Source organism: Caulobacter sp. (genome assembly GCF_035254145.1).
GTDB lineage: Bacteria > Pseudomonadota > Alphaproteobacteria > Caulobacterales > Caulobacteraceae > Caulobacter.
In genome coordinates, this window is the sequence record NZ_DATFAV010000163.1 from 1 (window position 1) to 12,063 (window position 12,063).

General features: G+C 69.8%; 11 protein-coding genes and 1 tRNA gene. 7 read left to right on the forward strand and 5 right to left on the reverse strand.

Translation table 11 applies throughout. From position 1 onward, the window contains the following. Window positions 1-1,839, forward strand: a 1,839-nt coding sequence (locus VJ655_RS09525; protein ID WP_324110827.1) for a DUF6537 domain-containing protein, incomplete at its 5' end; no start/stop codon positions are given. A 13-nt stretch (window positions 1,840-1,852) separates the two neighbouring features. On the opposite strand, the gene VJ655_RS09530 is transcribed toward VJ655_RS09525, so the two are convergent. Both VJ655_RS09530 and VJ655_RS09535 read right to left on the reverse strand, forming a co-directional pair. Next, entirely contained in the window at window positions 1,853-3,094 is a 1,242-nt protein-coding gene (locus tag VJ655_RS09530; protein ID WP_324110828.1) for a DUF418 domain-containing protein, read from the reverse strand. Window positions 3,095-3,243: 149 nt separating this feature from the next. Further along, window positions 3,244-4,422 (reverse strand): DUF418 domain-containing protein, encoded by a 1,179-nt coding sequence (locus VJ655_RS09535; RefSeq protein WP_324110829.1) that lies wholly within the window; start codon window positions 4,420-4,422, stop codon window positions 3,244-3,246. A gap of 138 nt (window positions 4,423-4,560) precedes the next feature. Between VJ655_RS09535 and VJ655_RS09540 the strand changes: the two genes are divergently transcribed. From VJ655_RS09540 to VJ655_RS09565, 6 genes are all read left to right on the forward strand, one after another. Next, window positions 4,561-4,860, forward strand: a complete 300-nt coding sequence (locus tag VJ655_RS09540; protein WP_324110830.1) for a hypothetical protein — start codon at window positions 4,561-4,563, stop codon at window positions 4,858-4,860. Next, window positions 4,857-5,036, forward strand: a complete 180-nt coding sequence (locus VJ655_RS09545; RefSeq protein WP_324110831.1) for a hypothetical protein — start codon at window positions 4,857-4,859, stop codon at window positions 5,034-5,036. The genes VJ655_RS09540 and VJ655_RS09545 overlap by 4 nt, the downstream gene beginning before the upstream one ends. Further along, window positions 5,033-6,145, forward strand: a complete 1,113-nt coding sequence (locus tag VJ655_RS09550; protein WP_324110832.1) for an NAD(P)/FAD-dependent oxidoreductase — start codon at window positions 5,033-5,035, stop codon at window positions 6,143-6,145. The genes VJ655_RS09545 and VJ655_RS09550 overlap by 4 nt, the downstream gene beginning before the upstream one ends. A 190-nt stretch (window positions 6,146-6,335) precedes the next feature. After that, window positions 6,336-7,385, forward strand: coding sequence for a glycosyltransferase (locus VJ655_RS09555; protein ID WP_324110833.1), 1,050 nt, complete (start codon window positions 6,336-6,338; stop codon window positions 7,383-7,385). Window positions 7,386-7,429: 44 nt separating this feature from the next. Then, window positions 7,430-7,506 (forward strand) — tRNA-Met (locus tag VJ655_RS09560). Between the two features lie 69 nt (window positions 7,507-7,575). Then, window positions 7,576-8,037, forward strand: coding sequence for a hypothetical protein (locus tag VJ655_RS09565; RefSeq protein ID WP_324110834.1), 462 nt, complete (start codon window positions 7,576-7,578; stop codon window positions 8,035-8,037). On the opposite strand, the gene VJ655_RS09570 is transcribed toward VJ655_RS09565, so the two are convergent. The 3 genes from VJ655_RS09570 to VJ655_RS09580 all read right to left on the reverse strand — a co-directional run. Beyond that, the gene (locus VJ655_RS09570; RefSeq protein WP_324110835.1) at window positions 7,970-8,977 is read right to left on the reverse strand and encodes a glycerophosphodiester phosphodiesterase family protein; all 1,008 of its coding nucleotides are present in this window, start codon (window positions 8,975-8,977) and stop codon (window positions 7,970-7,972) included. The two genes, VJ655_RS09565 and VJ655_RS09570, sit on opposite strands and share 68 nt — an antisense overlap. Window positions 8,978-9,121: 144 nt before the next feature. Then, window positions 9,122-10,516: a glycoside hydrolase family 47 protein gene (locus VJ655_RS09575; RefSeq protein ID WP_324110836.1), complete on the reverse strand. Its 1,395-nt coding sequence runs from the start codon at window positions 10,514-10,516 to the stop codon at window positions 9,122-9,124. A gap of 174 nt (window positions 10,517-10,690) precedes the next feature. Further along, window positions 10,691-12,063 (reverse strand): sensor histidine kinase (locus VJ655_RS09580; protein WP_324110837.1); only part of this gene is annotated, 1,373 nt, incomplete at its 5' end.

Here is a 12,063-nt window from a genome sequence, read left to right on the forward strand (position 1 = left end):
GCCGAGAGCGGCTTCACCCCCGCCCAGATCACCCGCCAGCTGGCGGCCGAGGGCGTCAAGAAGACCGTCGTCGTCGTCGATGACCCCAAGCGATACGAGGGCGTCAACGATCTGGCCCCCGGCGTCGAGGTCTTCCCGCGCTCGGAGCTGATGAGCGTGCAGAAGATGCTGCGCGAGACGCCCGGGACCACGGTGCTGCTCTACGACCAGGTCTGCGCCACTGAAAAGCGCCGCCGCCGCAAGCGCGGGTCGATGCCCAAGGCGACCAAGCGCGTCTTCATCAACCCGCTGGTCTGCGAGGGCTGCGGCGACTGCTCGGTGAAGTCCAACTGCGTCTCGGTCGAGCCGTTGGCCACCGAATTCGGCCGCAAGCGCAAGATCAACCAGTCCTCGTGCAATCAGGACTACAGCTGCGTCGAGGGCTACTGCCCCTCGTTCATCACGCTGGAGGGCGCCGAAAACGCCCAGTCCAAGAAGACCCCGGCGGCCCTGACCGCCGAGTCGACGCCCTTGCCCGAGTTCGAGCCGCTGGTCGGGGTGCGCAAGATCCTGTTCACGGGCGTCGGCGGCACGGGCGTGACGACCGTGGCCTCGATCCTGGCCATGGCCGCCCACATCGACGGCCGCTCCGGCAGCGTGGTGGACATGACGGGGCTGGCGCAAAAGGGCGGCTCGGTGTTCAGCCACGTCAAGATCGGCGAGACCGAAGAGACGATCGTCGGCGGCCGCGTGCCGGCCGCCAGCACCGATGTGCTGATCGCCTGCGACCTGCTGGTGGCCGCCTCGCCCGAGGGCCTGTCGCTCTACGCCAAGGACCGCACGCGCGCGTTCGGCAACAGCGACTTCGCCCCCACCGCCGACTTCGTGACCCACCGCGACGTCCGCTTCGACAGCGGGGCCATGGCCCGCCGGGTCAAGGGGGCGACCCAGACCTTCGACGCCTGTCCGGCCCAGCACCTGGCCGAGAGCCAGTTCGGCGACGCCATCTACGCCAACATGATCATGGTCGGCTTCGCCTGGCAGCGCGGGGTGATCCCCGTCTCCAGCCGCGCCCTCTATCGCGCCATCAAGCTGAACGGCGTCGACGCCGAGGCCAACCTGCAGGCCTTCGAGCTGGGCCGCCGCGTCGCCCATGACCCGGCTTCGGTCGCGGTCAAGGAAGACAAGGTCGCCACGCCCGAGACCATGCCGCTGGACGAGCTGATCGCCCACCGCGTCCGCGAGCTGACCGCCTACCAGAACGCCGCCTACGCCCAGCGGTTCGCGGACAAGGTGGCCAAGGTCCGCGCCGCCGAACTCGCCGTCTCGGGTCCGGACGGCGCCCTGCCGCTGACCCGCGCGGCGGCGGTGAACCTCTACAAGCTGATGGCCTACAAGGACGAGTACGAGGTCGCCCGCCTCTACACCGACGGCCGGTTCGCGGCCGAACTGGCCGGGACCTTCAAGGGCGGCAAGGCCAAGGTCTGGCTCTCGCCGCCGCTGCTGGCTCCCAAGGGCCCGGACGGCAAGCCCAAGAAGATCGCCTTCGGCGGCTGGATGCTGGATGTGGCCTTCCCGATGATGGCGAAGATGAAGGGCCTGCGCGGCGGCGCCCTCGACATCTTCGGCCATACCGAGGAACGCCGCATGGAGCGCGGCCTGATCGCGGCCTACGAGGCCGGGCTCGACCGCCTGGTCGCCGGGCTCACCGCCGAGCGTCTGCCGCTGGCCGTGAAGATCGCCGAGATTCCTGGGCAGATCCGCGGCTACGGCCACATCAAGGACGCCTCGGTCGTGACGGCCAAGGCGGCGGAGGAGAAGCTGTGGACGCAGTGGGAGGGGAGCGTCGGCGGCGTGTGAACGCCACCGCTGATCAAGCCTGCGGAAGCCCGACGATCGGCGGAACGGGGCGGGGGGCGCTCGCGATCTTCGGCTTCGGCGCGCGCCGGCTGAACGGCACGTCGAGCGTCCGGTAGGTCGCCGCGCGCCAGACCCACTCCAGCGGACCGTAGTGGAAGTGGCGGAACCAGGCGGTGGCGAAGGCGACCTGAAGGGCCAGATAGGCCGCGGCGATGACCAGGCTCAGACCCTGGGGCAGGGTGGCCCAGGCGCCCAGGCCGAAGCCGTAGAACACCGGCACCCAGACCAGCGACTGGACGATGTAGAGCGTCAGGGTCATGCGGCCGGTCGGGGCCAGGCGGCTCATGATCGCCGCGCCGCCGGCCTGATAGAGCTCGACGGCGGTCAGGACATAGATCCCCATGACCGCGACGTTGAACCACTCGCCCAGCAGCAGCCGGCCCATGGCCTGGGCCAGCGGGGCCTGGGCCGCGCTCGGCAGCAGGGCCTGCACGGCGTCCTGGCCGAAGTGCAGGGCCACGACGCCCGCCAGCAGGCACGGCAGCAGGATGCGCCGGGCGCGCGTGAACCGTTCGGGCCGCTCGAAGAAGCCGATCCGGCCCAGCAGCATGCCGGTCAGGAACAGGCCGAGCGTGCTGTAGACGCGGCCCGTCTCGATGAACCACGAGGTCTTGATCGCCGCGCCGTCGGTGACGTTCCAGCGCAGCACCTCCAGCAAGCCGGCCGTGCGGTAGAAGGCCGGCCCCGTGTCGCCGAAGAACAGCGGGGCATGGTTGGCCCAGTCGGCGCCGGTGGCGGAGAGGACGATCCGGGCCATCTGCCAGGGCTGCAGCAGCATCACCGCCGCCAGCACGATCACCACGCGGTTCGAGGCGCGATAGAACGGGATCAGCAGCAGGCCCAGCGAGCCCAGGATGATCAGGATATCGCCGCGATAGAGCACCCCGTGCAGCACGCCGATGAGGACCAGCACGGCCATGCGCCAGGCGAAGCGTCCCGAGAAGTCGATCCCCCGCTTGGCGGCCCGATCCATCAGGATGAAGAAGCTGAGGCCAAAGCACAGGGTCAGCAGGCTGACCGCCTTGCCCATCACGAAGGTGGCGACCAGCTTGTGCAGCAGGGTGTCCTGCGGCGCGGCCCAGTAGATCTCGTACTGCTCGAACATGTGGGCCACGAAGACGCCGACCAGCGCGAAACCGCGCAGGGTGTCGACCAGGCCGTTACGCGCCGGGACAGCCGGCGTGGCCGCGCTCATTCGTGATCATCCCCCGACGCCACGTACCCGGAATGGGTCCCCGTCGGCGAAAGTTGATGAACAGAATCTTAATGTCAAGCTTGCAAGGCGAGCCGGCGGACGTTTCGCCTCAGGGGCGAGGGGCGCGTCAGGCCCGCGTCAGATCCGCGTCAGGCCCGCTTCAGGAACGGCACCTTCGTGGTCCCATAGGTCGCGGCCCGCCACACCCACTCCAGCGGTCCGTAGTGGAAGCGCTTGAACCACAGGGTGGCCACCACGCCCTGCACGACCAGGAAGCCCAGGCCCAGTCCCAGCGCCGTTCCCTGCGGCAGCCATTTCCAGGCGCCCAGGCCAAACCCGTAGAAGATCGGCACCCAGATCAGCGACTGCAGCACGTAGAAGGTCAGGGTCATGCGGCCCATCGGCGCCAGGCGCTCGAGCGGGGCGCGCAGCGGGCCCATGTAGAGCTCGGTGATCAGCAGGACGTAGACGCCCATCAGCGCCACGTCGAACCAGCCGCCCAGCAGGGTTCCGACCAGCTTGCGGGCCATTGGCGCGGCGGCGGCGTCGGGCGCCAGGGCGGCCAGCGGCTCCGCGCCGAAGTGACAGGCCAGGGCGATGGCGATCAGGGCCAGGAGGGCGCCCCGGCGCTGGGGCGCGTACCGCTCGGGCGCGTCGAAGACGCCGGCGCGGCCCAGGCAAAGGCCCACCAGGAACAGGGCCAGGATCTGGAAGATCCGCCCGGTCTCGATGAAGAACCACCACTTGAAGCTCTGGCCCTGCCAGACGTTCCAGACCAGCATCTGACCCAGCGGAGCGGTGCGGTAGAAGGCCGGTCCGGTGTCGCCATAGTGATGCGGCGGCTGGTTGGCCCAGGCCGCGCCGGAGGCGGCGCTGGCGATCTGGAACAGCAGCCACGGCTGGGCCAGCAGCACGGCGGCGACCGCCAGGATCACCTTGCCGTTGACGCGATGGAACGGGATCAGCACCAGGCCCAGCGGCGCCAGCACCATCAGGATGTCGCCGCGATAGACCAGGCTGTGGGCCAGGCCGATCAGGGCCAGCACCACCATCCGCCAGGCGAAGCGGCCCGAGAAGTCGGTCCCTCGCCGATCGGCCTTGTCCATCAGCAGGAAGAAGCTGAGCCCGAAGCACAGGGTCAGCAGGCTGAACGCCTTGCCCATGAAGAAGGTGGTGAAGATCGTGTGGGTCAGGTTCTCTTTCGGCGCGGCCCAGTAGATCTCGTACTGCTCGAACATGTGGACCATGTAGACGCCGATCAGGGCGAAGGCTCGCAGCGTGTCGATCAGCAGGTTGCGCGTCGGCGCGGCCGGCGTGGCGTCGGTCATGTTCCCCCCCCAGGTCCTCGTACGACGAGGCGCGATCTTCGAAGCGTCGCGTGGGTGGAACATGCCTGGCCTGTTAGCGCTGTCAATCCACGACTCCGCGCGACTGGCGCGCGAGGCGCTTCGTGATAGGCTCCGGGCATGAACAAGCTGGTCGATCAAAGCCAGGTGACGGTGCGTATCAGCGCCGAGGACGCCGCCGATCTCCAGGCGCGGGTCGAACGCGGCGAGTTCGCGTCGCTGGACGAAGGCGTCGCGGCCGAACTGGCGGAACTCAACTACCGCCGCGCGGCCGAGATCGTCGGCGGTTCGGAGAAGCTCGAGGCGTTGTTGGACGAGCTGGAGGCGACGGATGACCCGTCGACCGACGCCGACGCCGACGACTTCTTCAAGGCGCTTCGCGCGGGTCTGAAAGAGCGTCTGACGTCGTCTCGCGGGTGAAGCGCCAGCTTGTCATTTCGGCGGAAGCTCAGCGCGATCTGCTGCGCATGCGCGACTATATCGCCGATGACAATCCAAACCGCGCCGTGCCCTATGGTTTCTACATGATATTCTACACGGTGACGGAGCGACGCGCTCGTATCCGCGCCGTCAAACACTCGGCGACCCTGAAATGACCGAATTCGATTTTGACGCCGTGGTGGTGGGGGCAGGGGCCGTGGGGCTGGCTTGCGGTTACGCGCTCGCCAAGCGAGGCCTGGTCGTCGCGGTGCTGGAGGCCGAGGCCCACATCGGCCAGGGCGTCTCGTCTCGCAATTCCGAGGTGATCCACGGCGGGCTCTACTATCCGACCGGTTCGCTGAAGGCCCGGCTGTGCGTTGAGGGGCGGCGGATGCTGTACGCATTCCTCGACCTGCACGGGATCGCCTACAAGCGCTGCGGCAAGCTGGTGGTGGCCACCAGCGAGGACGAGATCCCGCGCCTGGACGCCATCTGGGACCAGGCCCTGGCCAACGACGTCGAGGGCATGGAGCGGCTGACCGGCGCGCAGGCGCGGGCCCTGGAGCCGGGCCTGAACGCCCACGCGGCCCTGCTGTCGCCGCAGAGCGGGGTGTTCGCCAGCCACGACTACATGCTGGCCCTGCAGGGCGAGATCGAGGCGGCCGGCGGGGCGGTGGTGCTGTCGACCCCGTTCGAGGGCGCCGAACCGATCGCCGACGGCGGTTTTCTGGTCCGGGTCGGCGGGGCCGAGCCGATCGAGCTCACCTGTCGCCTGCTGGTCACCGCGCCGGGACTGTCGTCGCAGGAAGTGGCCGGGCGCATCGACGGCTATCCGAAGGACCGCATCCCCAAGGCCCACTACGGCAAGGGCGTCTATTTCCGACTGAGCGGCAAGGCGCCGTTCCAGCGCCTGATCTATCCGCCGCCGATCCACGGGGCGCTGGGCACCCACTACCGCAACGATCTCGGCGGCCAGGCGGTGTTCGGGCCGGACCTGGAATATGTCCCGGCGCCCGACTATACGGTCGACCCCGCCCGGGCCGAGGCCTTCGCCGCCTATATCCGCAAGTTCTGGCCAGGCCTGCCCGACGGCGCCTTGTCGCCCGACTACGCCGGGGTGCGGCCCAAGCTGCACGGCCCCGACGAGCCGCAGCCCGACTTCCAGCTGCGCGGCGTCGAGGATCATGGCCTGGAAGGCCTGATGGCGCTGTTCGGCATCGAGAGCCCCGGCCTGACCAGCTCGCTGGCGATCGGGGAAGAGGTGGCGGGGCGATTGGCTTCTTAAATCCTCCCCCGGTGGGGGAGGAGGCGCGAAGCGCCGAAGGGGAAGAGGCGAGGCTGGCGGAACTTCCCCCTCCGTCGACTGCGCCGACACCTCCCCCGCTGGGGGGAGGATCGTCACCCTGGCTCCCGCGTTGACACCGCGACCGGGCGCCACGATGGTCCCCGCCCGCAACGCCTCCCCGGAGCTCGCCTTGACCGACATCCTGCACGCCATGCTGGGCAAGGGGCTGGGCGGCCTGGAGCAGGTCTTCCTCGACTATCAGCCGATCCTCGAGGCGTGGGCCGCCAAGCGCGGCGGGCGCTGCGTCGGCGTGGTGCGGCGCGGCGGCAAGGTCGCCGCCGCCGCGGCCGGGCGCACGCCGCCCCTGGCGACCATGCCGGCCCTCACCGACTGGGATCCGATCACCGTCGGCGCCGCGCGGGTCCTGGTCCGTTCCGTGCGGCCCGCCCTGATCCTCAGCCACGGCCAGAGGCCGGCGCGGGTGTTCGCCAAGGCCGCGCCGCCCGGGACGATCCAGGCGGTCTGCGTGCACAAGCCCGCCTTCGACGTGGCGCCGGGCGTCCACTACCTGTGCGTCGGCGAGCACTTGGCCCGGCTGGCGGTCGAGCGTGGCGCGTCGCCGGACCATGTCCACGTCGTGCACAACGCCGTGACGCCGCCGTCGGCGCGGGCGACGCCGTTCGCCCAGGGGGAGGGGCCGGTCAAGATCGTCGCCGCCGGTCGCCTGCATCCCAAGAAGGGCTTCGACGTGCTGATCCGAGCGGTGGGCAAGCTGCGCGCTTGGGACCTGGACGTCACCTGCGAGATCGCCGGAGACGGCGAGGAGCGCGGCGCGCTGGAGGACCTGATCCGCACCCTGGACCTTGATCCCTGCGTGAAGCTGGTCGGCTGGACCGACGACGTCGCCGGCTTCCTGGCCACCGGCGACGTTTTCGCCTTCCCGTCGCATCAGGAAGGTTTCCCCCTTACCCTGCTGGAGGCGATGGCCGTGGGCCTTCCGGCCGTGGCCTCGGAGATCGACGGGCCGGTGGAGATCCTCAAGGACGGCGTCAACGGCCGGCTGGTCCCCGAGGACGACCCCGACCGCCTGGCCGAGGCGCTGGGCGAACTGATCGGCGACCCCGGCGAGGCTCGCCGCCTGGGCGAGGCCGCGCGCGCGCTGGTGCTGGGTCAATACGGCCCCGAGCAGTTGGCGCGACGCTTGGAAGCGGCCCTGGATGGAATGCTTCCGCGGGCTTGATGCGAAGCGCGCTTGGGCGTATGACCCCCGTCCGTCCTGGCTATGGCTGGGTAGCTCAGATGGTTAGAGCGGTGGATTCATAACCCACAGGTCGGCGGTTCGATCCCGCCCCCCGCCACCAGGACGGACTGAATTCTCTCAAAAATTCAGAGGCTTGGAACGAGCCGGCGACGCCACCCGTTGTCATGTCATGGCGCGCGCTCCCAAGGTCTTCACGTGGTCGGACGGGTTTCACCGCTACACGGTGGCGGCGACCTCGCGCGCCAAGGCGCTGGAGGCCTGGGAGACCGATCGTGATCTCTTCAAAGAAGGCGTCGCCCAGGAGGCGCCCGAGACGCCGGACGCCAAGGCGGCCCTGGCCGCGCCTGGCGCGGTGATCCGCCGGGCCGAGGGCGGCCTCAAGTCCGCCGTCGACAAGCTGCCCAAGCCCAAGCCGCGTCGGGCGGACGCCGCCGCCGAGACGAAGCGCAAGCAGACCTTGGCCAAGGCGGAGGCCGCCTTGGCGGCCGCGCAGGACGAGCACCGCGACGCGCTAGCCGAGCTCGAGCGGCGGCGGCGCGACCTGGAGGCCGAGGCCGGCGCGCTCAGCGTGTCCTGGACGCGCCGGCGCGCGAAGCTGGAAACGGCGATCCAGCGTCTGCGACCGCGATAGCGGCCTGGCCCCGCAGGCCGCGGCGGTTCAGATAGTCCAGCAGGGCGGCCGGATAGTCGGTCTGGACGATGCTGACGCCCTCGTTGATCAGGCGGCCCCAGGCCTTGTCGGGATCGCGCAGCGCCTTGCGGTCGCCGGATTGGTCCAGCACGCCGCGCCAGCCCCTGCTGGCCAGGGTGTTGGTCCAGACGCGGATGCGGGCGGCCCGGGCGGCGTCGCGCACGGCGGTGAAGCCGTTGCGCTTGAGCGACACCATCTCCACCGCCGGGATCTGGCGCGCGCCCGAAGCCTGGCGGGCCGTGATCCGGCCCAGGTCTCCGGCGTGCCTGGCGGCCTTGGCCGCGACCATCGGCATGAAGGGCAGGTCGCGATACGGCGCCTGGTCGGCCAGGGGCGGCGCCCCGAACCGGGCCTTGGCCTTGAACAGCACCCAATCGGTGGCGTCGACGCGACGGGCGATCTGGGCGGCTTCGGCGGCGTAGGGCCCTTTGAGGTCGACATTGACCAGGATCCGGCCGCGCGCGGCCTGAAGGACGGCCTCCAGGGTCGGCGGCGCTTCGCTCCCGCCCGCGCGCCCTTCGTCCTTCAGGCGCAGGGTCTGGATCTCGGCCAGGGTCAGGTCGGCGACACGGCCCTTGCCGTCGGTGGTCCGGTCGACCCTGGCGTCGTGCATGACGACCAGCTGGCCATCGCGCGTGCGGCGCACGTCGATCTCGACCAGATCGACGCCCAAGGCCACGCACCGCTCCAGGGCGGCGAGGGAATTTTCGGGAACGCCGTGTTCGAAGCCGTGGCTGGGCGCGGCCCGATGGCAGGCGCGGTGCGCCACCACCAGCACGCCGCCGCCCGGATCGTAGAGACGATCGCGAAGCCCGACGGCGGCCGCGGGCAAGCTTGCCGCGCACAGCGCCAGGGTGATCGGAAGAGCGAGTAATCGCATGGTCGAAGGCCTCCCCCGCCTCCAGGCCAAATGACCGATTCACGCGACAGGCGTACGGCAGTTCGGGCTTACGGGTGTGACGGCGCGGTAGCGCCTCGCCCTCCAGTGCTCGGCGTCGGGGACTGTTGTCCAATTAAGCTTTGTTCAGGCCTTCCTGAAGCCGCGCAGCACGTTGGCCTCGGTGCTCAGCTGCAGCTGGGCGTAGTCGATGCGCGAGGTGTCGGAGAACAGCAGGTAGTAGTACTTCATCTGCTCGGACCACCAGTAGCCGGGGCAGTTGTCGCCCTGGGTCATCGGCTTGGTGGTGATGTCCTTCAGGGCCGTGTAGCCATAGGCCGCGCGGCTGGTGGCCTTCATCTCGCGATAATGGATCGCCGCCAGCTGGCGGTAGCGCTCGTCGCGGTCGAGCAGCCACAGGTTCAGGCAGGCGTCGGCATATTCGGGGCGCAGGCCCGTGTGCTTGCGGCGCGGCTGGCGGGTGGCGACGTCGATCGACTCCGGAATGATCCCGAAGGTCGCCTGCAACTCGGTGAAGGACGCCAGGTAGTCGTCGCCCTCCTTCTTGTGGCCTACCTGGCCCAGCAGTCCGGCATAGTAGGCGGCCAGCTCGCTCTGGGCGGTGTTCAGCACCGCGCCGGTCTCGTAGTCGACCATCGGGAACCACAGGCGCCCGTCATAGCGCTTGGCCTGATGGGCCAGCTGGGCCGCGACGCATTCCTCCGCCCAACGCTTGCAATCCTGGTCGCCGAACAGCTCCCAGGCGTCCCAGAGATACTCGTAGAAGCTGTCGGCATAGACGTCGATGCTGGCCGAGCGGCTGGTGTATTCGCCGGTGCGGGCGTCGATGTTGGCGGCCATCAGGCCGATCTTCGAGCGCCGGTCCAGAGCGTGCTTCATGGCCCGCTTGGCGACGTCGAAGTAGCGGCGATCGCCGGTCAGCTGGCCCAGCACGCCGAACTCGGTGATGTAGGTGCCGATCTCGGCCAGGTTGGTTTCGGGATCGCGCACGGCGCCGGTCTTCAGGTTCACATAGCGCCACGGCAGGCCGTGCGGCGAGGCGTCGAAGGCCTTCAGGAGCCGGTCGGCCAGGTCCCTGGCCTTGGCCAGCAGCACCGGATCGCCGCAGGCCAGGTGCGCCGAGATCAGCCCGCCGACCAGCCGGATGTTGGTTTCGAAGACTTGGGCCTCGCCATCGACGTCGAAGTCCAGCGAGGTCTTCACCCAGTCGACGCCGGCCTGGAATTCGTCGTCCAGTCCCATGATCCACAGGGTGTCCAGCGCCTCGACCAAGGACAGCCCCAGATCGTGGCCCTCGATGAAGAACGAGCGCGAGGTCCCGCTGACCGGATTGATCTCGTCCTTGCCCCAGGCCTTGGCGACATAGCCGCGCCAGGCCCACTGGAATTCGGAGCGAACGTCGGCGGCCAGGGCCTTCCAGTCCTCGGACCGAGCCCGGGCGGCGGCGGGCAGGGCTCCGGTCAAGAGCGTGGCCCCAGTGGCGGTCAAGACGGAGCGGCGCGTGAGTCGGGCGAGGGTCATGGCGCGAGCCTACCGGCGCGCGGAGGCGGCGCAAAGCGGCCGGCCGGGCTCACGACTTCCCGGCCGGCGAAGAGACCGGCGGGTGGGATGCGCCGGCTGTCTCTTGGAGGGTATGACGCCGCGGGCGCGGAGCAGCCGCCATGCTGAAGCTAAAATCCTTGACCGGAGCGCGCCCTAGCCCGGCGCCAGCACCCCGCCCTCGGGCGCTTCGGGCAGGCCGGCGCGCAGGACGCAGCGCAGGCCGTCGGGGCGGTAGTCCACGGTGGTTTCGCCCTGCATCTCGCCGCGCAGGCTCCGCTCGATCAGGCGCGAGCCGAAGCCCTTGCGCATGGGCGGCGAGACGGGCGGGCCGCCGGACTCGGTCCAGGCCACCTCCAGCGCGCGCGTCGCGGGATCGTAGGTCCAGGCCAGCCGCACCCGGCCCTGGGCGTTGGACAGGGCGCCGTACTTCAGGGCGTTGGTGGCCAGTTCGTGCAGGATGAGCGCCATGGTCAGGGCGCCGCCGGGCTGCAACCGCACGGGCGGGCCCTCGATGCTGACCCGCGCTCCGGCCTCGTCGAACGGCTGCAGCGCCCGCTCGGCCACCTCGCGCAGCTCCGCCCCGTGCCAGCTTTCGCGGGTCAGGATGTCGTGCACCCGCGACAGGCCCATCAGTCGGGCCTCGAACTTCTCGAAGGCGACCGTGGGATCGGGTTCGTTGCGAAGGGTCTGTGCGGCCATCGACTGCACCGTGGCCAGGGTGTTCTTCACTCGGTGGTTCAGCTCGTTGATCAGCAGGCGCAACTGGGCCTGGTAGTGCTGCTGGGCGTCCTCGGCCTCCTTGCGGGCGCTGATGTCCGAGATGATCGCCAGGATGTAGGCCGGCTGGCCGTCGATGCGCACCATCGAGGCGGTCAGGTGGATCCAGATGTCGCCGCCCGGAACCAGGAAGCGTCGCTCGGCGGCGCAGGTCTCGCGCTCTCCCGACAACAGCGTGGCGGCGCTGGCCAGCATGGCGTCGAGGAAATCGGGATGCGCCAGGCTTTGCAGAGCCACGCCCAGCAGATCCTCGCGCTCGCGGCGCAGCAGGGCGCAGAAGCTGTCGTTGGCCTCCAGGATCTCGCCGGTCGGTGTCAGGCGCGCCACGCCCATGGCGGCCTGGTCGAAGACGGCGCGATAGCGGGCCTCGGCGGCCTCCAGCTTCATGCGGGCTTCGATATTGGCGGTGACCACCTCGGTGTAGAGCACCAGACCGCCGATCTCGCCCCCGCCGCTTTCATTGGCGTCGGTGCGCCAGGGCGCCATGGACCAGCGGATCCACTCGGTGCGGCCGTCGCGGGTGACGTAAGGGTCCCCGTCGTGGCGCAGCTCGACCCCTTCGGCCAGGACGCGGGCGTGCAGGTCGCGCCACTTCTGCGGAACCTCGGGAAACACCTCGTAGTGACGCCGGCCGATCAGCGGCAGGTCGGCGGGCAAGTTCTGATCGGTCAGGTACTGCCGCGAGGCGGCCAGGTAGCGCATCTGGCTGTCGAAGATCGCGATGCCCAGGGGCGCGTGCCTCAGCGCGG